Source organism: Microvirga terrestris (assembly GCF_015694425.1).
In the GTDB taxonomy this organism is placed as follows: Bacteria; Pseudomonadota; Alphaproteobacteria; order Rhizobiales; family Beijerinckiaceae; genus Microvirga; species Microvirga terrestris.
This window is the reverse complement of sequence record NZ_JADQDN010000001.1, coordinates 200,841-223,203: the sequence shown is the minus strand read 5'-3', so window position 1 is coordinate 223,203 and position 22,363 is coordinate 200,841. Positions and strand designations below refer to the sequence as shown.

The 22,363-nt window shown below is 62.5% G+C and carries 20 protein-coding genes and 1 other RNA gene; 8 read left to right on the top strand and 13 right to left on the bottom strand.

Features of this window, described 5'->3' with window-relative positions; all coding sequences use genetic code 11:
* Nucleotides 1–17 precede the first annotated feature (17 nt).
* Nucleotides 18–1,790: an acetolactate synthase 3 large subunit gene (locus I2H36_RS01040; protein WP_196262036.1), complete on the bottom strand. Its 1,773-nt coding sequence runs from the start codon at nucleotides 1,788–1,790 to the stop codon at nucleotides 18–20.
* A 274-nt stretch (nucleotides 1,791–2,064) separates the two neighbouring features.
* Here I2H36_RS01040 and I2H36_RS01035 point away from each other — a divergent pair, with 274 nt between their 5' ends.
* Together I2H36_RS01035 and I2H36_RS01030 are read left to right on the top strand one after the other, a co-directional pair.
* Entirely contained in the window at nucleotides 2,065–2,892 is an 828-nt protein-coding gene (locus I2H36_RS01035; protein ID WP_196262035.1) for an RMD1 family protein, read from the top strand.
* A gap of 66 nt (nucleotides 2,893–2,958) precedes the next feature.
* Nucleotides 2,959–4,404 carry an FAD-binding oxidoreductase gene (locus I2H36_RS01030; RefSeq protein WP_196262034.1) on the top strand — a complete coding sequence of 482 codons (1,446 nt, stop codon included), beginning with the start codon at nucleotides 2,959–2,961 and terminating at the stop codon, nucleotides 4,402–4,404.
* Here I2H36_RS01030 and miaA read toward each other — a convergent pair.
* On the bottom strand, nucleotides 4,392–5,330 hold the full coding sequence (gene miaA, locus I2H36_RS01025; protein ID WP_196262033.1) for a tRNA (adenosine(37)-N6)-dimethylallyltransferase MiaA: 939 nt from the start codon (nucleotides 5,328–5,330) through the stop codon (nucleotides 4,392–4,394). The two genes, I2H36_RS01030 and miaA, sit on opposite strands and share 13 nt — an antisense overlap.
* Nucleotides 5,331–5,345: 15 nt before the next feature.
* Here miaA and serB point away from each other — a divergent pair, with 15 nt between their 5' ends.
* Nucleotides 5,346–6,254: a phosphoserine phosphatase SerB gene (serB, locus tag I2H36_RS01020; RefSeq protein ID WP_196262032.1), complete on the top strand. Its 909-nt coding sequence runs from the start codon at nucleotides 5,346–5,348 to the stop codon at nucleotides 6,252–6,254.
* Nucleotides 6,255–6,335: 81 nt separating this feature from the next.
* On the opposite strand, the gene I2H36_RS01015 is transcribed toward serB, so the two are convergent.
* The 9 genes from I2H36_RS01015 to I2H36_RS00975 all read right to left on the bottom strand — a co-directional run bounded on the left by I2H36_RS01015 (nucleotide 6,336) and on the right by I2H36_RS00975 (nucleotide 14,404).
* A complete protein-coding gene (locus tag I2H36_RS01015) occupies nucleotides 6,336–7,865 on the bottom strand; it encodes a DegQ family serine endoprotease (protein WP_196262031.1) in 1,530 nt (509 codons plus the stop codon).
* 88 nt (nucleotides 7,866–7,953) lie between these two features.
* Nucleotides 7,954–8,145, bottom strand: coding sequence for a DUF2065 domain-containing protein (locus tag I2H36_RS01010; protein ID WP_036350916.1), 192 nt, complete (start codon nucleotides 8,143–8,145; stop codon nucleotides 7,954–7,956).
* A gap of 9 nt (nucleotides 8,146–8,154) precedes the next feature.
* On the bottom strand, nucleotides 8,155–9,084 hold the full coding sequence (gene hflC / locus I2H36_RS01005) for a protease modulator HflC (RefSeq protein WP_196262030.1): 930 nt from the start codon (nucleotides 9,082–9,084) through the stop codon (nucleotides 8,155–8,157).
* On the bottom strand, nucleotides 9,081–10,229 hold the full coding sequence (hflK, locus tag I2H36_RS01000; RefSeq protein WP_196262029.1) for an FtsH protease activity modulator HflK: 1,149 nt from the start codon (nucleotides 10,227–10,229) through the stop codon (nucleotides 9,081–9,083). Before hflK ends, hflC begins: the two co-directional genes overlap by 4 nt.
* Before the next feature lie 139 nt (nucleotides 10,230–10,368).
* Nucleotides 10,369–10,881, bottom strand: a complete 513-nt coding sequence (locus I2H36_RS00995) for a dihydrofolate reductase (RefSeq protein ID WP_196262028.1) — start codon at nucleotides 10,879–10,881, stop codon at nucleotides 10,369–10,371.
* Nucleotides 10,878–11,360: a GNAT family N-acetyltransferase gene (locus tag I2H36_RS00990; RefSeq protein ID WP_196262027.1), complete on the bottom strand. Its 483-nt coding sequence runs from the start codon at nucleotides 11,358–11,360 to the stop codon at nucleotides 10,878–10,880. Before I2H36_RS00990 ends, I2H36_RS00995 begins: the two co-directional genes overlap by 4 nt.
* 78 nt (nucleotides 11,361–11,438) lie before the next feature.
* The gene (locus I2H36_RS00985) at nucleotides 11,439–13,217 is read right to left on the bottom strand and encodes a M64 family metallopeptidase (RefSeq protein WP_196262026.1); all 1,779 of its coding nucleotides are present in this window, start codon (nucleotides 13,215–13,217) and stop codon (nucleotides 11,439–11,441) included.
* Between the two features lie 93 nt (nucleotides 13,218–13,310).
* Entirely contained in the window at nucleotides 13,311–13,604 is a 294-nt protein-coding gene (locus I2H36_RS00980; protein WP_196262025.1) for a DUF2293 domain-containing protein, read from the bottom strand.
* A gap of 5 nt (nucleotides 13,605–13,609) precedes the next feature.
* Nucleotides 13,610–14,404, bottom strand: a complete 795-nt coding sequence (locus tag I2H36_RS00975; protein ID WP_196262024.1) for a thymidylate synthase — start codon at nucleotides 14,402–14,404, stop codon at nucleotides 13,610–13,612.
* Between the two features lie 68 nt (nucleotides 14,405–14,472).
* On the opposite strand from I2H36_RS00975, the gene ssrA reads away from it, so the two are divergent.
* Nucleotides 14,473–14,829, top strand: a transfer-messenger RNA (tmRNA) gene (gene ssrA / locus I2H36_RS00970).
* A gap of 23 nt (nucleotides 14,830–14,852) precedes the next feature.
* A complete protein-coding gene (locus I2H36_RS00965; protein ID WP_196262023.1) occupies nucleotides 14,853–15,446 on the top strand; it encodes an SspB family protein in 594 nt (197 codons plus the stop codon).
* A 7-nt stretch (nucleotides 15,447–15,453) separates the two neighbouring features.
* Here the strand turns inward: I2H36_RS00965 and I2H36_RS00960 are convergent, their stop codons facing one another.
* The gene (locus I2H36_RS00960) at nucleotides 15,454–16,869 is read right to left on the bottom strand and encodes a cytochrome P450 (RefSeq protein WP_196262022.1); all 1,416 of its coding nucleotides are present in this window, start codon (nucleotides 16,867–16,869) and stop codon (nucleotides 15,454–15,456) included.
* A gap of 89 nt (nucleotides 16,870–16,958) precedes the next feature.
* Here I2H36_RS00960 and fumC point away from each other — a divergent pair, with 89 nt between their 5' ends.
* The 3 genes from fumC to I2H36_RS00945 are packed head-to-tail and all read left to right on the top strand — an operon-like array spanning nucleotide 16,959 to nucleotide 18,808.
* Nucleotides 16,959–18,353, top strand: coding sequence for a class II fumarate hydratase (gene fumC / locus I2H36_RS00955; protein WP_196262021.1), 1,395 nt, complete (start codon nucleotides 16,959–16,961; stop codon nucleotides 18,351–18,353).
* Nucleotides 18,354–18,367: 14 nt separating this feature from the next.
* Nucleotides 18,368–18,556: a DUF4169 family protein gene (locus tag I2H36_RS00950; RefSeq protein WP_196262020.1), complete on the top strand. Its 189-nt coding sequence runs from the start codon at nucleotides 18,368–18,370 to the stop codon at nucleotides 18,554–18,556.
* The gene (locus tag I2H36_RS00945) at nucleotides 18,557–18,808 is read left to right on the top strand and encodes a ribbon-helix-helix domain-containing protein (protein WP_196262019.1); all 252 of its coding nucleotides are present in this window, start codon (nucleotides 18,557–18,559) and stop codon (nucleotides 18,806–18,808) included. It begins immediately after the preceding gene.
* Here the strand turns inward: I2H36_RS00945 and I2H36_RS00940 are convergent.
* Nucleotides 18,784–22,353, bottom strand: a complete 3,570-nt coding sequence (locus I2H36_RS00940) for an AsmA family protein (protein ID WP_196262018.1) — start codon at nucleotides 22,351–22,353, stop codon at nucleotides 18,784–18,786. The genes I2H36_RS00945 and I2H36_RS00940 overlap by 25 nt on opposite strands.
* Nucleotides 22,354–22,363 lie beyond the last annotated feature (10 nt).

Here is a 22,363-nt window from a genome sequence, read left to right as displayed (position 1 = left end):
GGCTCATACTTTCCGGATCAAACCAGCATCTTGCCCTTCTCGTCGATCACGGAGCCAATATCGGCTCCTGTCTCGCCGAGATAATCGTTGAGCAGCATCTCGTTATGCGCCTTGCCCGATGGGATCATCGGGAAGCAGTTCTCGGTCTTGTCGACGAGGCAGTCGAAGATCACCGGGCGGTTCACATTGATCATCTCAAGGATCTTTGCATCGAGATCGCCGGGATTGTCGCAACGGATACCGACGCCGCCATAGGCTTCGGCGAGCTTGACGAAATCGGGCAGAGATTCCGAGTAGCTCTGCGAGTAGCGCCCACCATGCAGCAGCTCCTGCCACTGGCGCACCATGCCCATATACTCGTTGTTGAGGATGAAGACCTTGATCGGCAGATTGTACTGCAGGGCGGTGGACATTTCCTGCAGCATCATCTGGATCGAGGCTTCGCCGGCGATGTCGATCACCAGCGCATTGGGATGCGCGAGCTGTGCGCCGACGGCAGCCGGAAGGCCGTAGCCCATGGTGCCGTGACCACCTGAGGTCATCCAGCGGTTCGGCTCCTCGAACCTGAAGTACTGGGCCGCCCACATCTGGTGCTGGCCCACTTCCGTCGTGATATAGGTCTCGCGATCCTTGGTGAGTTCATACAAGCGCTGTATTGCGTATTGCGGCTTGATGGTCTCGGTCGAATTCCGGAACCCGAGGCAGTTGCGGGCGCGCCAACCTTCGATCTTGCCCCACCAGTCCTTCAGCGCCACCTTTTCGGCCTGATGCGCACCCTGCCGCCACAGACGCACCATGTCTTCCAGCACATGGGCGCAATCGCCGACGATCGGAATGTCTACCTTCACGGTTTTGTTGATGGATGACGGATCGATGTCCACATGGATGCGCTTGGAGAAGGGCGAGAACGCGTCGAGGCGTCCCGTGATGCGATCATCGAAGCGTGCCCCGATATTGATCATCACGTCGCATTCATGCATCGCGAGGTTGGCCTCGTAGGTGCCGTGCATGCCGAGCATGCCAAGCCACTGCTTGTCGGAGGCCGGATAGGCGCCGAGCCCCATCAGGGTCGAGGTGATGGGAAAGCCCGTGAGTCTGACGAGTTCGCGCAGCAGCGTCGCGGCATGGGGCCCCGAGTTGACGACGCCGCCGCCCGTGTAAAAGACCGGCCGCTTGGCATTGGCCATCAGCTCGATGGCGGCCCGGATGTGCTCTATGTCGCCCTTGACGGTCGGACGATAGGTCTTGTGCTGGTTGCTCAGGGGCCGCACGTAGGAGCCGGTCTTGAACTGAATGTCCTTCGGCAGATCGACCACGACCGGACCCGGGCGGCCGTTCTGGGCCACATAGAAGGCCTCGTGCATGACCCGCGGCAGGTCCTCGATCGATTTGACGAGATAGTTGTGCTTCGTGCAGTGGCGCGTGATGCCCACCGTATCGCATTCCTGGAACGCGTCCGTGCCGATGAGATGGGTCGGCACCTGACCGGTGATGCAGACCAGCGGGATCGAATCCATCATAGCATCGGCAAGGCCCGTGATGGCATTCGTCGCGCCGGGGCCGGAGGTCACCAGCACCACGCCGGGCTTGCCTGACGAGCGGGCATAGCCCTCGGCTGCGTGAACCGCGCCCTGCTCATGACGGACGAGAACGTGCCGCACCTTCTCCTGATGGAAAAGTGCATCGTAAATGGGGAGTACCGCGCCGCCCGGATAACCGAAAATATGGTCGACCCCCTGATCCTGCAGGGCTCGGATCACCATTTCGGCTCCGGTCATCATCTCGCTCATGGGTCTTGCTCCGTCGGTCTCGTCTGCTGTCTCAAGAAATCTGGGCAATAAAAAAGGCCCCTGAGGGGGCCTGTGCGCCATCGCCGGACATGCGGGTCAATCCCGCTCCGTCGATGGCGCTCGTACTACGAGAATAAGCTTGCGCATTGAGGCAGCTCTTAATTTCAAAAGTTGCGCTGAGGCTAAACGATCCATTTCATTCGGTCAAGCGGAAGCGACTTGGCGCAAAGCGGCTTAGCTTTTAGGGTGAGACCCCTATTTTAGTCGTATGATCATGACCGATACCAGCTCTTCCACCGCCGTGCCGACGCAGAACCTGCGCCTTACGGCCCGTGCCCTCCTCCTGGGCGACCGCCTCGATGTCGCGGGGCTGGAGCGCAGCGATGTTCTGTCGACAACCCCCCTTGCCTTTCGCGCCGGTCAGGACGGATTCGTGGCCCTGTTCCGCTATGGCGTGGCGGTTCTGGTCGGTCTCACACCCCTGGAGGAAGACGAGGTCATCCGCAGCCTGCGCCAGCGGATCTCCGGCGAGTTCGCCCGCCATGAGGAGGAAACCGCGATCATCGAGATCTCGCCCGACCGGGACGACCAGATCCCACCGGGCGGTCCGATCTACATCAAGCAGATGTCCACCGAGCGGCTGCTCGTCATTGCGGATGCCCTGTCCAAGAGTGCCACCCTCGCCCGCGACGAGCGGGAGGCCACCGCAGCCTTCGAACTGGTCGAGCCCTCCGTTCAGCACCTTGCCGAGAATGGGCGCCGCCCGCGCGACCGCCGCAGGATCCTCAAGCAGGTCGGCCAAGCACTCCTTGTCCGGCAGCGCATGTCGGGAGGCGTGGCCGTGGAGGAGAAGCCAGATGTTCTGTGGGACCGACCGGACCTGGAGCGTCTCTATGCCCGACTTGAGGACGAATACGAATTGAAGGAACGGGCGGCGGCCCTCCACCGCAAGCTGGAGGTTCTCGGTGATACAGCGCAGGCCCTGACCGACATCATCGACACTGAGCGTTCTTTGCGCCTCGAACTGATCATCGTCCTCCTGATCGTCTTCGAGATCTTCATCACGTTCTATCAGATGTTTACCGGCGTCTCGGGACATTGACAGCGGGCTGCCTGACTGGGGTTCGAAAAAACTTTTATTTGAATTAGAATTTTATTACATCGCCTGATGGCGAAAATTTCCAGACGATCACTCCTTGCTGGGGGCGGAGCGGCCGCCCTAAGCTTAAGCCTGCCTCAGGTGTCCAGAGCCCAGCAGCGCTTTGTTCTCAATGATGCAAGTCAGCTCAACCCGACTCCCGTTTTTAGGCATTGGGTCGCTGAGGAGAAGGATGACACCTTCATCGCACGACTGCGTTCGGAGCTGAAGGCGGCGCAGGCTGCGAGAAGGCCGGTGGCATTCGGCGCAGCCCGTCATTCCATGGGAGGGCAAAGCCTCGCACGTGACGGCACTGTAATCACGCTGACACCGTCCTCCTGCGATCCCGATGTGGACAAGCGCATCTACAGGGTTGGCTCCGGAACGCGCTGGAGAAATGTGATCGCCGCGCTTGATCCCATCGGGTTCTCGCCTGCAGTCATGCAATCCAACAATGACTTCGGCGTCGCCAGCACTCTTTCGGTCAATGCACATGGCTGGCCGACACCTTTCGGCCCCTTCGGAACGACTGTTCGCTCTTTCCGCCTCATGCTGGCAGACGGAACGATCCTGACCTGCTCACGTGAAGAAAATTCCGAGCTATTTGCTCTCACGATGGGCGGGTATGGTCTATTCGGCGTCATCTTAGACCTTGAGGTCGAGATGGTTCAAAACGTGCTTCTAAAGCCATCTTTTCAGGTCGTGCCGACTGAAAACTTCGCGCAGCAATTCCTGAGATTAATCACGCAAAATCATAGAGCTCGCATGGCCTATGGCCGAGTCACTGTGGCGCGCTCCAACTTTCTCCAGGAAGCGCTCATCGTCGTTTTCCACGAGCAGCCACGACCCGAAGGAAAGTTGCCCGGGGCGGAATCCGGCGGCAAAATGGCTGGCTTGGCTCGGGAGATATATCGGGCGCAGACCGGATGGGAGACAGGCAAACGAGCCCGCTGGTTCGCGGAAACGGTGGCCGGTCCTTCCATCGCATCAACCATGTTCACTCGCAACTCTCTGCTTAATGAGCCCGTGTCAAACCTCGCAGGGAGATCCATCAAACGCACGGACATACTCCACGAATATTTCGTCCCCCCTGAGCGCCTGAACGATTTCATCAAGGCCTGTCGAGAAGTCATTCCACGATCGCAGCAGGAGCTTCTCAACATTACGTTACGGTATGTTGAAGCTGATCAACTCAGCGTGCTCGCCTATGCCCCAACGGCCCGAATAGCCGCCGTTATGTCCTTCTCGCAGGAGATGCTTCCAGGGGTGGAGGCGGACATGATGCGGATGACTGAGGAGCTTATAGACCGCGTTCTGGCCATAGGAGGCAGCTTCTACTTACCTTACCGGCTTCATGCGAGACGCGATCAAGTCGAGAAATCTTATCCCCGGATTCAAAGGTTCATTTCCCAGAAGCGTCACTATGACCAGGATCTGCTGTTCCGCAATCTGATGTGGGATGCCTATTTTGCTTGAGGATTGGCTTCTCTCCAGGTGGCCATCACGGCCTCATAGCCTTGCTCGGGATCGACCCAATGCCAGTCGGGTAACTGGTGGCGGAACCATGTGAACTGGCGTTTGGCATAGCGCCTCGTATCCCCCTGCCCTTTGGCAATAGCCTCATCGAGCGAGCTCTCGCCGCGCAGGTAGGCCAGGAGACCGGGCACGCCATGGGCGCGCATGGCGGGCAGCATCGGATCGAGATTCCGCTCGCCCAAGGCCTTGACCTCATCGAGCGCACCATGCTCCATCATGGACTCGAACCGCCGGTCGATCCGCCGGCGCAACTCGTCCCGGTCTGGGGCAAGGAAGAGCTTGACGACGGGGCGATCCGCTAAGGGGCCCGGTTCGCGGGCGCCATGGAACGACACGAGCGGGCGGCCGGTCGCCGCGAAGATTTCGAGAGCCCGCTGCACGCGTAGGCGGTCTGATGGGCGCAAGGTCCGCGCCGTCTCGGAATCGCGTTCAACGAGCAGGCGATGAAGCTCGGGCGTCTCAAGGCCCTCGCTCTCCCGCCGCACCTGCTCACGAACCTCCTCCGGGACAGGCGGCATATTGGAGAGCCCCTCGGTCAGGGCCTTGAAGTAGAGGCCAGTGCCTCCCACAAAGATCGGCAGTTTCGTTCCCTCGATCTCCCGTAAGACCTTGATGGCATCGGCCACATAGCGCCCCACGGAAAAATTCACCCCGGCATCCACATGGCCATAGAGCCGGTGGGGCGCCTGGGATTCCTCGTCTGGCGTGGGACGGGCTGTGATGACGCGCAGGTCCCGGTAGACCTGCATGGAATCCGCATTGACCACTAGGCCGTTCAAGGCTTGGGCCAGCCTGATGCCCAGAGCGGACTTGCCTGATGCGGTCGGCCCTGCGATGAGAATCGCGCCGACCCGAACGTCACTCACAGCCAGGTCTCCCCAATGGCGTTTCCCCAGAATTCTCTCGTCGCGACCCTGATCGCCAATCCGTCGCAACCGGTCGTCACCGACGAGATCGTGGCCCTGGCTGCCCAGGCGCTCGGACAAAAGACGGAACAAGCTGTTCTGGCAAGCGGAATTGCGGCAGATATAATTCTTCCCGGTATAACAGACGCGAAAGCCGTCGAAACAGCCCTGCGTCAAGCCCTGAACAGGCAACCCATCGACATCGTGGTCCAACCGTCAGCCCACCGCCGCAAACGCCTGTTCCTGGCCGATATGGACTCCACCATGATCGGTCAGGAATGCATCGACGAACTCGCCGATTATGTGGGGCTCAAAAGCGAAGTATCCGAGATCACGGAGCGCGCCATGCGCGGCGAGATCGCCTTCGAGCCAGCCTTGCGCGAGCGCGTGGCCCTGTTGAAGAATCTTCCCGTCAACGTTGTCGATGAGATCATCGAGAAGCGCATCACCCTTACGCCCGGTGGAACGGCGCTCGTCCGGACGATGCGCGCCAATGGTGCCTATACCTGCCTCGTCTCCGGTGGCTTCACACTCTTCACCGGCCCCATCGGAGCGATGATCGGCTTCCATGAGGACCGCTCCAACCGCCTGGTCTTGAACGGAGAGAAGCTTGTCGGCACCGTTGAAGAGCCGATCCTCGGCCGCGAAGCCAAACTTGCGACCTTGATCGAACTGCGCACTCGCTTCGGTTTGACCCCGCAAGAAACGATGGCCGTGGGCGACGGCGCCAACGACCTCGCCATGCTGGGTGAAGCGGGCCTCGGCGTGGCCTTCCGGGCCAAGCCCGCGGTGGCGGCCGCGGCTCATGCGCGGCTCGACCATTCCGACCTGACGGCGCTGCTCTATGCGCAGGGCTATCAGCCAGATGATATCGTGCAGGAATAAGCCGAAGCTATTGAGTCATCCCTGAAACGAGAAAGGCGGCCCTGGAGGCCGCCTTTTTGATTGTTAATCTCAGCGATCGGCTTACTCGATGGACAGGGCCACGAAGCGCACCTCGCCCTGGGCATTTGCCACGAGAAGCAGGGCCGACTTGCGGTTCTGCGCCTTGAGGTCGTCGATCTTCTTGGTCACATCGGCCGGATTGGAGACCGGCTCCTGGTTGACCTCGACGATCACCTCACCGGCCTGGATCCGCTTGTCGGAAGCGGCCGAGTTCGGGTCGACCCGGGTGATTACCACGCCTTTCAGATCATCCTTCAGGCTGAAGCGGCGGCGCAACTCGTCCGTCATGCCCGACATGTTGAGGCCGAGGGCCTGACGGGTGGCCGTCGGGGGCTCGGTCGAGGGCTGCTGCAGGCTCGCCTGCTTCTCGGTGTCCTCAAGACGGCCCAGGGTGACCTGCTTTGTCATCTCCTGGCCCTTCCGGACGATCGTCACGTCCACCGCCTTGCCGACAGGCGAAGAAGCTACGATCCGCGGCAGGTCGCGGGAATCCTTCACCTCCCTGCCGTCGAAGCGAACGATCACGTCACCAACTTCGAGACCAGCCGGCTTGGCCGGTCCCTTCTCGTCGATCCCGGCGACAAGCGCGCCGCGCGCCGTTCCAAGATTCAGGGCCTCGGCGGTGGCGTCGTCCACGTTCTGGATGCGCACGCCGAGCCAGCCGCGGCGGGTCTCGCCGAACTGGCGCAGCTGATCGATGATCGGCACCGCCGTGGAGGCAGGAACCGCGAAGCCGATGCCAACCGAGCCGCCGGTGGGCGAAAGGATCGCCGTGTTGATGCCGATGACCTCGCCATTCATGTTGAAGAGCGGACCGCCGGAATTGCCTTTGTTGATGGAGGCATCGGTCTGAATGTAGTTGTCATAAGGACCGGACTCGATATTGCGGCCGCGGGCCGATACGATGCCGGCCGTCACGGAACCACCGAGACCGAAGGGGTTGCCGATCGCCATGACCCAGTCGCCCGGGCGGATGGTCTCGGAATCGCCGAACTTCACAGCCCTGAGGGGCTTGTCGGACTTCACCTTCAGGACCGCGAGATCCACCTTGGAATCCTTGCCGATGATCTCCGCCTTCAGGCGCGTCCCGTCGGGGAAGATCACGCTGATGTCGTTCGCGTCGCCGATCACGTGATTGTTCGTCACCACGATGCCGGACGGATCGATCACGAAGCCGGAGCCAAGAGAGTTCGAGCTGCGGGGACGCGAGGGGGAATTCTCACCACCTCCACCTCCACCGGGGCCACCGCCCTGGCCGCGACGGTTGAAGAATTCCTCGAAGAGATCCTCGAAAGGCGTGCCGGGTGGAAGCTGCGGCAGGGTGCGGCTGCGGGCTTCAACCGTGGTCGAGGCCGAGATGTTGACCACCGCCGGCGTGACCTCGTCAGCCAGGTCGGCAAAGGATTCAGGAGCCGAGCGGGCATAGGCCGGCAGGGGCATCGCCGTCGCGACCAAGGTCAGGACCGCGAAGCAGGACGTAGCAAGCCGGCGCAGGGGACGCTGGGGCAGCACCGCCTTGGAAGGGGCCAGCGCATTCGTGGCTGTGTTCATCGACAATCCTCTTTCGGAGTTTGTGCATATAGATTGGTGCTTGGCCCCGGCATTCAAGCGGGCATGGCAGCGGAAGCCTGACCGCCGCCTATCCAAACTGGCGCACAAGCCAGATCACCCCGAGCCCAAGCACCGCCGAAATGATGCCGACGATCCGCATCTGGTCGCTCGGGCTGTGGGCGGCCTCGTACATCGCCCGGCGCATCCCGTCCGGGAAGGCCGCAAATAGAATGCCCTCGACCGCGAGAGCGAGGCCGAGGGCTGCAATCAAGTCTAACATTAGGCAGGCTTATTGGGCTGGAGCCGGTTGGGCCGGCGCTGGTGCTGGACGAGCAACTCCACGACCGCGCTGACCCGTGGGATCATTGAAATAGCGGAAGAAATCGGAATCCGGGCTCAGCACGAGGCGGGTGTCATCCCCCTTCAACCCAATCTCATAGGCCTGCATGGACCGGTAGAAGGAGAAGAACTCCGGATCCTGTCCGAAGGCCTCAGCCAGAATGCGGTTTCGATCCGCATCGCCCTGGCCGCGCAGTTCCTCGGCCTGTCGATTGGCATCAGCGCGGATCACGGTTGCCTCACGCTCGGCCCGCGCCCGGATTGTCTGGGCCTGCTGCTGGCCATTGGCCCGGATATCGGCAGCCTCACGCTCACGTTCCGTGCGCATGCGCTGATAGACCGCTTGGCTGTTCGCTGCAGGCAGATCGACCCGGGTGAGACGCACATCGATCATCTCAATGCCGAGGCTGCCCGCCTGCCGGTTCACGTCGTCCTGAATGCGGTTCATCAGAACGGACCGCTCGGTGCGCACGATGGCGTCGCGAGAAGCATTCGCCAGGACATTACGCATGGCCGAGTTGGTGAAGCTCTGCAGGCGCTGATTGGCGAGGGCGATGTTGCCGACCGCCTGATAGAAGCGCAGCGGATCGACGATCCGGTAACGCGTGAAGGCATCGACCTCCAGGTTCTGCCTGTCGGCGGAGAGAACGGTCTGGACCGGCAGGTCGAGATCGAGCACCCGCTTCTCGAAATAGGTGACGTTGTCGACCAGCGGTACCTTGAACTTCAAGCCCGGTTCCGAGATCGCGGATTGTACTGCGCCGAAGCGCAGCACCAGGGCGTACTGGGTCTGCTGCACGATGAAAATCGAGCTGTAGAGGACGATGGCAATCAGGCCCACCAGGAGGAGGAGGCCTGTGCGAAGAGTCGAACCGTTCATCGCGTGGCTCCCTGCTGCGGGTTGGCGGCATTGCCCTGAGGCTGCAGCCGTTGCTGCATCTGGTTGAGCGGCAGGAAGGGCACAACACCCTGCCCGTTCTGGTCCACAATGATCTTGTCGACGCCACCGTAAACGCGCTCCATCGTCTCGAGGAAGATGCGCTCGCGGCTGACTTCCGGAGCCTTGCGGTACTCCTCATAGACCTGACGGAAGCGGGCGGCCTGACCGGTGGCGTCGGCCACCGACTGCTCGCGATAGGCTTCGGCCTGCTGGACCGTGCGGGCGGCCTCGCCTCGCGATTCGGGGACGACACGACTAGCGAAGGCGCCCGCCTCATTTTGCACGCGCACGGCATCCTGCTGGGCAGCGTTGACGTCGAAGAAGGCCTGCTGGACTTCCGACGGCGGCCTGACCGCCTGGAGTTGGACCACGTTGATCAGCACACCAGCCCCGTAGGCATCCAGGGCTTCCTGCATGATCTCGCGGACTTCCTGGGCGACGCTGGCCTGCTCGGTGGTTAGAATCGCCTGGATATTGCGGCGGCCAATGACCTCGCGCATGGCGCTTTCTGCTACGGACTTGATGGTGCCATCAGGGTTCTGCAGGTTGAAGACATAATCTTGCGGACGGGCTGGATTGATCTGCCAGACCGCATCGAAATCGATGTCGACGATGTTCTCGTCAGCAGTGAGCATCAGGCTTTCTTCGATGACGTCACGAGCCCGTCCCTGCCCCGTCGGGGTGGACCGGTAGCCAACCTCAACCCGCTGCTGAGCGGTGACATTGGGCTTCATGACGCGACCGATCGGGTAAGGAAGGTTGTAGCGCAGGCCTTCGCCGGCTGTCCGAGTATATTCCCCGAAGATCATGTTGATGCCGACCTCGTTCGGCCGCACCGTGTAGAAGCCGGTGAGCAGCCAGACGGCAATGACACCCAAGACAAGAATAATCAGACCCCGGCCTCCCATGGAGCCGCCGGGGATAAAGTCCTTCAGCCGGTCCTGGCTGCGGCGCAGAATATCTTCGAGATCCGGGGGGTTGCCGTTCCCCTGCGGCCCGCCCGAGCCCCATGGGCTCTTGCCGCCTCCCGACCCGCCACGCTGCCCCCAGGGGCCGCCGCCGCCGCTTTGGTTACTCCAAGGCATAGGACGCCTTTCCTCACTTAACGAAGAGACCGGCCGAGACAGCCGATAAGAAACTTGAGACGGTTGTGGGTGTTGCCTCTTCCGCCTGTCAAGCCTGCGAATTGGGGACTCCGAACGGCTTCGTCAACCTTGAGGCGGCTCAATGGCGCCTTTCGAGGTCAATAAAGGTAAACGGGTGCTCATCATCCGGCCCCTGCGGGTGGTCCACGCGCTTGACCTCGCGGAACTGTGACCGGTCGAAGGACGGGAAGACTGCGTCGCCCTCGGGCGCTGTATGGACTTGGGTCAGGAAGAGGGTCTGCACATGCGGCAGCGACAGGGCATAGATCTCCGCCCCGCCGGCCACGGCGACAGCATCGGCTCCTGCCTTATCAGCGAGTTCTTCCCCTTTGGCAACGGCCTCTTCCCAGGTGTGGGCCACATGCACGCCCTCCGCTGAGAATTCTCTGTCGCGGGTGAGAACGATCGTTTCCCGGCCCGGCAAGGGCTTGCCGATCGACTCGAACGTCTTGCGTCCCATGATCATCGGCTTGCCCATGGTGAGGTGTCGGAAGCGGCCCATGTCGGTCTTGATCCGCCAGAGCAGACGGTTGTCCCGCCCGATCACGCCATTCTCGGCCATGGCGACCACGAGGATGAGGGGGATGGTCATGGCTCCTCCGCCAATTGTTGCAAGGCCTCGCCTGTCACGCGCTGCACCGTCCACTCGTCCATCGGCATCGCCCCGATGGATCTGTAGACCTTGAGCGCCGGCTCGTTCCAGTCGAGCACCCACCATTCGAGGCGCGCCAGCCCCTCCGCCACGCACCGACGAGCCAGATGCCGCAGCAGAGCGCGGCCGATCCCTTTGGAGCGCAGATCAGGCCTCACGAAGAGATCCTCGAGGTAGATCCCATGGCGCCCGCGGAAGGTGGAGAAATTGTAGAACCAGAGGGCAAAGCCGGCAGGCTCACCCTCCCACTCGGCAACGTCCGCAAAGACGCGCGGGTTGGGGCCAAAGAGGGCACTCGCAATATCGGCCTCGGTCGCATCGACTTCATGGGCCAGCTGCTCATACTCGGCGAGCTCCCGGATGAAGCGGAAGATCAGGGCCGCGTCTGACGCTATGGCAGGTCGGATCGAGAGGGTCATGATCCGTCTCTACCCGAACCTGCGGCTGCTTGTAATCCATCATCCCGAAAGAGGTGGGGATGCCTATAGGGTCTTCTTTCAGACGATGAAGAAGTCGCTGGAGGTCAGCTTGAGGTTCTTTGCAAGCTGAGCAAACTCCACCATCCTGCCCCTACCCGAGCCATCTGCATCGTAGGAGAGCACACCCGTCTTCCTGTTGTAGATGATATGATCGTCCCGTTCCTTGGCGTCACCGCTGACGGACAGAAGCTCATGGCTGAGCTTGACCGGTTTGGCCTCCGAACCCTTGCCCAGCTTCCTGAACACCGCATTGTCAAGCCAGATCGTGTCGTCGTCGACCTTGAAGTCGGTGAGCCTGTCGAAGTTCACTTTGCGATCGGAGGTATGGGTCCCGAGCTTGGAATTGAAAACAAATACGTCTCTGCCGTGCTCACCCCACAAAGTGTCGTTGCCGCCCCCTCCGTGGATTGTATCATGGCCGGCCTGGCCCTTGAGCGTGTTCTTACCTGAGTTGCCATGAAGCCTGTTAGCAGATTGCGTTCCGGTCAGGCTAATGGCTGTCGAACCAAGGGCAACCAGGGTCTCGACCTCACTATCGCCTAGAGCATAGCTGACACTGGCATAGGCCGTATCACTACCGCCGCCGGCCGCTTCAACGAGCGTATCGAGCTCGTCGATATAGTAGGTATCGTTGCCTGAACCGCCAATGAGGACGTCTGCGCCAGCTCCACCATCGAGCGTGTCGCTGCCAGCTCTGCCCTGAAGCTCATTGGGCAACCCATTGCCGACCAACCTGTCAGCCGCGGAACCGCCCGTCAGAAGGTGATCATTCACGACAGTCCAGCTGACACTCTGCTCCAGGGCGCTGCGGTCACCCCGCACCCAATCTGTAGGATCATAGGCACGGGCTGTCACGGTGTGAGTGCCAAACCCGTAATAGTCCTGATCAACGCGAAAGGTTTCACCCGCATTGACAACTGTTTTCCCATCGACAGTCCAGTCCACCTTGATGACTGCAGGGTCGATCGTGTCGACATAGAAATCGGTCAGATTGTGCTTCGTTGACCAGGGATCCATGTAGCCGTCGAGTGGATCTACAAATTCATAGAATTTACGTATGAACTGCTCCCGGGAGACCGCATCGAAGGGCTGCCCTAAGTTTTTCATCTTTGAATTGAGCGAGGGACGATACGCGCCGTCAGCGCGATAGTAGGCCCCTTCATAGGCTCCAATTACACCGATACCTGGCTGATCGTAGCCGAGCCAGCGAGCCCATTTGGCTCCAGTAGGGTCCGCTGTCACATTGACGTATGATGGCTCATTGCCTGTATAAGGACCAGAAATGCCATAATCGTACTCATCGCCTAGATTTGCAAAGGCATGCCCTATCTCGTGCAGCGCAATCTCATGCGCATGGACGTTTCCAGCCGAGTAGATGCCGGAATCATAACCTGCGCCTCCATAAACTGCACTGTTCACAAGGATGTAGCGCATCTCCGATGTGACGCCATAGGGCAGCACCCCCTCCTCGATCTGGTCCGCCTTGTAGAGGTCGACGCTCAGCTCACGGCCGTTGTAGTGTGCGTCCAGGGCAGTATCCCTATAAATGCCGTTCGCCTGATCGTCCGCGCCGGATTCGTTGGAGATGACCTCGATAGAATGGATGTTGAAGAAGTTTTGGTAGCGCCCGAAGGGTTCACTCAAAAGGCTTCCGCTGAACATGTATTGAAGGAAGCCTTGGACCTGCGACGTATAAGTCGTGCCGATTTCCGGGGCGGTGTAGCCATCCCCCATGAAAACCATGTCGATCCGGTTCGAGCTGGAGCCGGTCGTTTGCAACTGACGAAGCGAAGGCACGGGAGGACCTCAAAAACAAACGATATAAAATATATTGAATGTCCTAACCAATTATCCTTGCCTTGAACAGTGCGGCTATCTCGCCCCCTCACCCTACTCCTCGACGACCCGACGCGGCGCCCCCCATTCCTCCAGGACGGCGTTCATGTCGTCCTGCACGAAGAACCGGGCGCTTTCCTGGTCATAGCCTTCGTCCAGAAGGCTGTCGTAATCGGTCAGCCGGTGGCGGATATAGGCGGTGAGGGACAGCCAGGCGGCGGCCTCCGGGGAAGCGCCGTGCAGGCCGCGGCTGCCCAAGGCATGATCGGTCACGGCCTCGAATTCGTGCCGCGGAATGCGCGGAGCGAGGATGCGGACGGCGCTCTCGATGGCTTCGCGCCTGTTCATGTCGGTCAGACTGCGACGGGAGCCTTGATGGCCGGGTACGGGTCGTAATCCTCGATGGCAATGTCGTCGTAGGTGAAATCGAACAGCGACCGCACGGACGGGTTGAGCCGCAGCTTCGGCAGAGACCTCGGCTCCCGGGAGAGCTGCAGGCGGGCCTGCTCCAGATGGTTGAGGTAGAGGTGCGCGTCGCCGAAGGAATGGACGAAATCGCCCGGCTGCAGTCCGGTCGCCTGCGCCATCATCTGCGTGAGCAGCGCGTAAGATGCGATGTTGAAGGGAACCCCTAAGAACACATCCGCCGAGCGTTGGTAGAGTTGGCAGGAGAGCCGCCCCTCCGCCACGTAGAACTGGAACAGGCAATGGCAGGGCGCCAGCGCCATCTTGTCGAGGTCGGCCGGATTCCAGGCGGAGACGATCAGGCGGCGGCTGTCCGGATTGCGGCGGATCTCATCCAGGACCCAGCGGATCTGATCGACCGTGCCCCCATCGGGTTTGGCCCAGGAGCGCCACTGCTTGCCGTAGACCGGACCGAGGTCGCCTTTTTCGTCCGCCCACTCGTCCCAGATCGAAACACCATTGTCCTTCAGATACTGGATGTTGGTGTCGCCCTTCAGGAACCAGAGCAGTTCATGGATGATGGAGCGCAGATGCAACTTCTTCGTGGTGACAAGCGGAAAACCCTCGCTGAGATCGAAGCGCATCTGGTGGCCGAACACGGAAATGGTGCCCGTTCCGGTCCGGTCGTCCTTGCGGACGCCCTCGTCCATGATGCGGCGGATGAGATCGTGATAGGCCTGCATACGGTACTCCTCGACGCATTATAGGTCAGGCTGTTTGCCCCTCCGAGTCGCGATTCATCTCCATCCCCACTCTTTCAAAATCTGTCCAGCCTGCCTATATTGGGGGTGCCGGTCGCAAGATCGGCTATGGCGATAAACGGCTATCGGAATAAACCCATCGGACCCGGGGGCGGTACCCGGCGCCTCCACCAAAATCCAGGCAGTATCTGGCTTTCGGCGGGGGCGAAATAGGATCGACGAGGGCGTAAAGGGTAGACTTTCGCTCGGCATGGTTCCGCCGTTATCGGGCCGAATCTATAGTTGCCAACGACAACTATGCTCCGGTTGCAGTGGCTGCGTAAGCGGTCCCTAACGCCGAATCAAAGCCCTTGCGGTTAGCACCGTAAGGCGGGGTCCGGAGGCACCTGGCAACAGAAGCCTCCACTTTTGTTTCTGCAAGGGCTCGCTTATGGCCGGTGGTAAAGACCTGATCCGCTACGATCTTCTGGTGCAGGATGCTCTCAAGGGCGTCGTGCGCAAGGTGCTGATCGATGCCAAGGACGGGCTCCCGGGCGAGCACCATTTCTACATCTCCTTCCAGACGGATTTTCCAGGCGTTCGCCTCTCGAACCGCTTGCGCGAAAAATACCCGCAGGAGATGACCATCGTTCTCCAGCATCAGTACTGGGACCTGAACGTCACGGAGCACACTTTCGAAGTGGGCCTGTCGTTCTCCGGCATCCCGGAGCGGCTGCTCATTCCGTTCGATGCCCTCACCGGCTTCTTTGACCCGTCCGTGCAGTTCGGCCTGAAGTTCGACAGCCAGGATGACGAAGCGGAGGAGACCCCCGAGGCTGCACCCGCACCTCAGCCGGTGCGCGATACGTCGTCTGAACCCGTGGAGCTGAAGCAGCCCCGCAAAGCGCTTTCGGCGGCGGAGAAGCCGACCGCATCTCCCAAGGCCGAGCAGACCGAGGCGCCAGTGGAGCAGGTTCCCGAGTCCGACGCCGCCTCAGGCACCGCCGAGGTCGTCAGCCTCGACGCCTTCCGTAAGAAGAACTAAGCGCCTCCTAAGCCTCGACCAAAGCCTCTTTGCTCACGCGCTGTGTCACGCGCATGGGTAGGCCGCCCCGCGGCCTCAAGGTGATGCGTTGCACGGGCTCGACCATGTGCCCCTCTACGAGATCGAGCCGCATGGACCGGGCGATGGTCGCCAGCACGATCACGGCCTCCTGCAGGGAGAAGCTCGCCCCGATGCAGACTCGCGGGCCCGCTCCGAACGGCAGATAGGCGAAGCGGTCGATCTGCTTGCGGTTTTCCGGCAGGAAGCGCTCAGGCCTGAAGGCATCGGGCTCGTCCCACAGCTTCCGGTGGCGGTGAAGCACGTAAGGAGCAATCGCCACCATCGATCCCGCCGGTATATCCACATCCCCGATTCGATCATCCGCGATAGCCGTCCGGCTCATATAAGGTGCGGGCGGATAGAGCCGCACTGCCTCGTCGATGACAGCCCGGGTATAGACGAGCCGCTCCAGGTGGTGGGGCTCGACCGGCCCTTCTGCCAGCACCTCGTCCACCTCCTGCTCGACACGGGCGCGGGCATGCTCGTCCTGCGAGAGGAGATAGAGCGACCAGGACAGGGCGTTGGCCGTCGTCTCATGCCCGGCGCCGATGAAGGTGACGATGTTCGTCCGCACCTCGATGTCGCTGAGGCCCTTGCCCGTCTCAGGGTCAGCCGCCTCCAGGAGCAGGGTGAGCAGATCGCGGGGAGCAGGCTCCCCGCTGGCGAGCAACGCCTTGCGGGCGTCGATCAGTTCATTGACGGTCTCCTCGAAGAACTGGATCGATGGTCTTGCTCGCAGGCGCCCGATCCGGGGCACCCAATCCGGGAAGCCGAAAATGTCGAGCGGGTCGACCCGGCCGATGGAGTTGAAGTAGCGGGTGATTGCCCGTCCCAGGGCGTCCGGGTCCTTGGGCACGCCTTGGGTAAAGATGGTCCGCTCCAGCACATCGAGGGTAACCCGGGTCATGTCGAGAGCCGCATCGACCACGCGGCCGTCGGACCGTCTCTGCCATCGCCTCACCAGACGATCGGCCGCCTCCACCATGTCTGGGAAGAAGCCGGTGACCGTGCGCGGGGTGAAGAGCGGCGCCAGAGTGCGGCGCTGAAGCCGCCACTCGTCGCCTTCCGCCGTCACGAGGCCCCGGCCTAAGCCAGGCGCCAGGATCCGGATCTGCAGGTCGTCCTTGCGGTAGTTGGCGGCATTGTCCACCAGGATATGGCGGATGCCGGCAGGGTCGCTCACCACGGTCATGCGGCCCAAGGCTCCCTCGCCCGTGACGACCGGCTCCTCGAAGTGCGCCTCCATCCACATGTTCAAGGGGTTCTCGCGAACGGCGCGCAGGAAGGCCATCATGCCGAGAAGCTCGGTGCGCGGCTTTGGGTGAGGCGGGCGGAAAAGGGGCGTTTCCAGGGTGTCGCTCATGCGAATTTCCAAGGCCTCCAATGCGCGTTCGCGGTTGCGAGCGCCATCATTTGAGATAAGAACACGCAACTCCATCGAAAGAGGTCAGGATGTCGCCCTCCACCCGCATCGAAACAGATACCTTCGGCCCCATCGACGTTCCCGCCGACAAGTTCTGGGGTGCCCAGACGCAGCGCTCCCTCCAGAACTTCCGCATCGGGACAGACCGGATGCCGCTGCCCCTGGTCCATGCGCTGGCCATCGTGAAGCAGGCCTCCGCCCTTGTGAACAAGGATCTGGGCAAGCTGGAGTCACGCCTGGCCGACGCCATTGCGGCGGCGGCGGCCGATGTGGTGCAGGGCAAGTATGACGACGAGTTCCCGCTCGTGGTCTATCAGACCGGCTCGGGCACCCAGTCCAACATGAACATGAACGAGGTTCTCTCGAATCTTGCCATCGAACGCCTCGGCGGCGAGCGCGGCAGCAAGAAACCAGTCCACCCGAACGACCATGTGAACATGGGCCAGTCGTCCAACGACTCGTTCCCGACCGCCATGCACATCGCAGTCGCCCGCGAGGTCCATGATCGCCTGCTGCCCGCCCTCAAGCACCTGTTGAAGGCGCTGGAAGACAAGCAGGAAGCCTTCAAGGACATCGTCAAGATCGGCCGCACGCACCTGCAGGATGCAACACCAGTCACCCTCGGCCAGGAATTCTCCGGCTATGCCGCCCAAGTCCGCCTCGGCATCGCTCGCATCGAGCAGACGCTGCCCGGCATCTATGCTCTGGCCCAGGGCGGCACCGCCGTCGGCACCGGCCTCAACGCCCACCCGGAATTCGCGGATCGCTTCGCCTCGAAGGTTGTGGAGCTGACCGCTCTGCCCTTCACCTCGGCCACGAACAAGTTCGAGGCGCTCGCCTCAAATGACGCGCTCGTCTACACCCACGGTGCCCTGGCAAGCCTCGCGGCCGGCCTGTTCAAGATCGCCAATGACATCCGCCTGATGGGCTCCGGCCCCCGCTCCGGCATCGGCGAGATTTCACTGCCTGAGAACGAGCCTGGCTCATCCATCATGCCCGGCAAGGTCAATCCGACCCAGGCCGAGGCTATGACGATGCTCTGCTGCCAAGTCATGGGCAACCAGACCACTGTCACCGTCGCGGGCTCTCAGGGCCATTTCGAGCTCAACGTATTCAAGCCGGTCATCGTGAATGCCGTGCTGCAGTCGATCCGCCTGTTGGCAGACGGCGCGATCAGCTTCACGGACAATTGCGTGGTCGGCATTGAGCCGAACCACGACCGCCTCCAGGACCTGATGCAGCGCTCCCTGATGCTGGTGACGGCGCTGGCCCCGTCCATCGGCTACGACAAGGCGGCCGCCATCGCCAAGTCGGCGCACAAGAACGGCACGACGCTGAAGGAAGAGGCTCTGAAGGCGGGGGTAGCGGAAGATCACTTCCACGCCGTCGTCCGCCCCGAAACGATGCTTCAACCGGGCGAATAGGCTACATTCGCGCCATGGCTGAGATCATCAATCTGCGCCAGGCGCGCAAGCACAAGGCGCGGGCCGAGAAAGAGATCCGCGCCGAACAGAACCGTGCGAGCTTCGGCCGCACCAAGGCCGAAAAGGCGCTGAGCAAGGCCGAGCAGGATCTGGCGAAGAGCCGCCTGGAAGGCCATAAGCGCGATTCTGACGAGACGCCGTGAATGGGCTTTGCCGTCGTCAAGCGCTCCGTCTCCATTGCCGGTCACCGGACGAGCATTTCCCTTGAGGAGCCATTTTGGGAGGCGTTGAGGGAGATCGCGGAGCGGGACAAGCGCTCCGTGCAGTCTCTGATCGGCCGCATCGATGCGGAACGCGGCGAGCAGAATCTGTCCTCAGCCATCCGCGTCTTCGTGTTCAATGATTTACGGACCCGGTTGGGAGCCGCCGATCAGCGTACCGGCGGAGCCCCATAGACGGACGGCGGAGGAGCGACCTCGACGGGCGGGTTCAAGGGCGGCAGCGAGGTCTGCGACGGGGCAGGCTCAGGCTCTTCCGTTTGCCTCCGCTGTTCCGATTGCAGCCGTTCCGCCTCCCTTCGCGCCCTCTCGGCTTCGGCCCGGGCCTTGGCCTGCCGAAGCGCTTCCTCTTCGGCAGCCTTAGCCCTCTGACGCTCGGCCTCGCGCTGGGCATCGATCTGGCGCTGGCGCTCCGCCGCGGCCCGCTCAAATGCCTCAATCTTCTCCAGCTCCCGCTTCAACACGATGGCGGCCAACCCATTGCGGAACGGCCCCGCGTCGATCTGGCGAACAGGGGCCGTCAGGGAACCCTGCCAGTTCAAGCCGATCGACGGCGGGGCGCCGACCCATTCAGGCGGAGCAGCTTTTGCCGTGAGCGCGCCGCGGGCATCGAGCTGGAGGGTTTTCAAGTCGTAGGTGATGCCGCCCTGCCAGACAGCCGGCCCGCTCTCGGCCACGAAGGGTGAAAGCCGCAGCACTCCGCTGACGAGGGCCGCCGACGTTCGGACCAGACCTGTGTTGAGTGGGCCTCTTCCAAGCTCCATCCCGAAGATCGCCTCCGCCTTGCCCTCGACCAGAGGATCGGTCTCCGCGAGAGCGCGCTTGAGAGCACGGTCGAAGACGTTCGGATCGGCTGCCGGGATACGCAGATTGGCGACCTGCCAGTCGCCGGCGCCACCAAGATTGGCGACGAGTTCCGAGAGGCTTGCTCCTGCTGCTCCGAACCGGAGCGGACCGGACAGGATGGCCTCGAAAGGCGAAGAGCCCGTCAGGGCCCAGAGGGGCACGCGATCCAGAGCGCCCTCGCCCACGATGGTGGCGACCGCTCCCTGCCGGGTGATCGTCGTGGTCCCGGTGATCCTGCCTGAGCCGATGGTCGCCTCAAGGTTGCGGATGGAGATCCCGTCCGGCTGCGCGCCGACGACGAAGGCGGCTCGTGTGGCCTGAAGGCCGCGGCCCAGATCGAGCGTCCCGACCCGGAAGGTGACCTGACCGCCGGAGACGAGGCGTCCGCTCTGGCCGAACCGGGCCGTGGACCAGATCGCGTTTGTGGTTTGATCACCCGGCACATTGAGCGCCAGGGCCGCCGCAAGCCACGGCATGGAGAGGCGGCCCAGGGAGACGTCTCCGCCGATCTCGGACCGCGAGGCGGCCACGAGGCGCGCTTGAACGGGTTCGTTGGAAACCTTGGCGTTGATGTCGAGCAGGGTCGCGCCGCGCTCACGGCCGAGAGTCACTCGCCCGCTCACCGGCACCGGCGGGGCGACGCCGGCCCCATCGCCGAGCAGACGCAGGAAGGGCGTGATGTCGGGGGTTGCGAGCTCGGCCTCGCCGCTGTCCACCACATCGTCGCCCTCGCTCAGGGCAAACGGCTTTGTCGTCGCCACCTTCAATCCGGCGACATCCCCGGTGAGGGTCACGCTGAACCGGCCGGTTCCGGCGCGGGAGCCACGCAGGTCCATCCTGGACGGCTGGTTGAGGCCGGTCATGTTCGCCCGGTTGACCCAGCGCCCGGTATTGTCGGTGGAGAGGGCGAGTGTCAGGCTCTCGGTGCGTCCGTCGATGGATTCGACCTGCCCCTCGAACGGCCCACCGGCCATGCGGCCCGTAGCCGTCGTGCGCAGCCGCAGCTCGGTCGACCCGGGAGGCGGCGCCACCCGCTCGGAGGCGACGTCGAGATCGAGCGCCCCCTCACGGACGAAATGCGGCACGAGCTTCGAGATGCCGCCGATCCAGACGCTTCCTAGGAGGTCGATCAGGGGATCGGCGCGCTGGGCCGTGACCTTGCCGGAAATCCGGCCCGCGCCATCCGGGGCGATCCGCCCGCGCACCCGGGCATTGGCGCCGGCAAGATCCACGATGTCGAGGGTCTCGACCAACAGCGCCGGACCGTCGGACAGGATACGGGCGGTGATCCGCCCCGTCGCCGGGCTCTTGCCGGCGCTGACCCCACGGGCGTCCAGGATGAAGCCGATGTCGAGGTTCTCGGTCGCCTGGAACACGCTTGAGACCTGGGGCAGATCGTCGAGGTTCAGGCCTTGCAGAGCCACCTGGGCTTCGAGCCTGCCGCGCTCGCTTGCCTCCGGGGCCGTATAGCGGACATTGCCGGTGAGCGTGGACTCGCCCATCTTCAGCCGCAGCCGATTGAAGGACAGGACGGGGTTCGAGAAAGCGACCTCGGAGGAGAGCTCCACAGGCCGCCCATCCAGGGCCGTCAGAAGCGGCGAGTTCAGGTTGATCTTGGCAAGGTAGCGCGCGAGACGGTCGGACGCTTTAGAGGCTAGCGCTACCTTGCCGTTGATGCCGCCTCTCGTGGTCAGGCCGAGCTGTCCTTCGAGGGCCACCTTTGTGTCGCCCGGAGCCGTGAACTCGATCCGATCCAACGTCGCCCGTCCGGTGTCCAGGGACAGGCGCAGATTGGCATTCGTCAGATCCTCCTGGCCCAGGCCGATGCTGTCGATCTTGAGATCGAGATCGACCGGTACCCGGATCAGCGGCAGCGACCATTGCTGAAGGCGGCTTGCGAAGTCCTGCCCGTTGCCGGAGAGGATGAAGCTGTCCGCATCGAGTCTGCGCCCTTCGAGACGCAACGAAATGCGCGGATCATTGAGTCCAACTCTCCCCTCGCCGGTCATGCGAAGGCTTGCCCCGCCCTCTCCCGCTTCCAGGCTGACGGGGTTGAGCTCGACCGCGCCCGGCACCGTCTTGAACTCGGTCTCGACGACGATCGGGATCGGTATGCCGGCGGCGGAGACCTGCGCCGGGGGACCGAACAGGATCTTGGCCTTGCCTGAGACGTTCGGGGTCGCAGCCTCGCCGGCGCCTTCGCTCAGTCCCAGCCGGGCATCGAGATCGAAGCGCGGATAGATGTCGCCTCCGCCGGAGAGCTTGACCTGGATCGTCTTGTCCTCGGCCAGTTCCCCGGTCACGAGCCGGAAGGGGACGCCCGATGTCGTTCCCTCAACGCGCCAGGGGCCGATGAGCTTCTGGCCCTCGATGAGGACGTTCTCGGCAAAAGCCTGATTGGTGCGGCCGGTGTTGGCGCTCTGGGTGGTGACGAGGAGCTGGCCGACGGCAAGGTTCTCGATTGCCCATTCCCGAGCCCGGCCGCTGCCCGACACCAGATCCGGCGGCAGGCGCCACTCGCCGTCTCCGGAGACCGGGACGCGGATATCGGCGCGTCCCACCCGGGTTTCCGTGAAGCGCACCTCGCCCCGCAGCAGGGGCGTGAGGGCGACCTCAGCCCAGACATTGTCGGCGGTCAGGACCGGCGAGTCCGGCGTCTTCCCGCCGAGCCTCAGCCGGTCGAGGATGATCCTGGGTTCGGGCAGCAGGCGAATGCCGATCTCGCCCTCGGTCTGTGCTTCCGTTCCCGACGCGCGCGCGATCATCTGATCGATTGTTTCGCGGTGGGCCTCCCAGGGAATGAAGGGAGGCGCCGCCACGGCAATCGCCAGGATCAGGATCACGATGGAGGCGATGATCGTCAGGATATCGCGCAAGAAGCCGCCT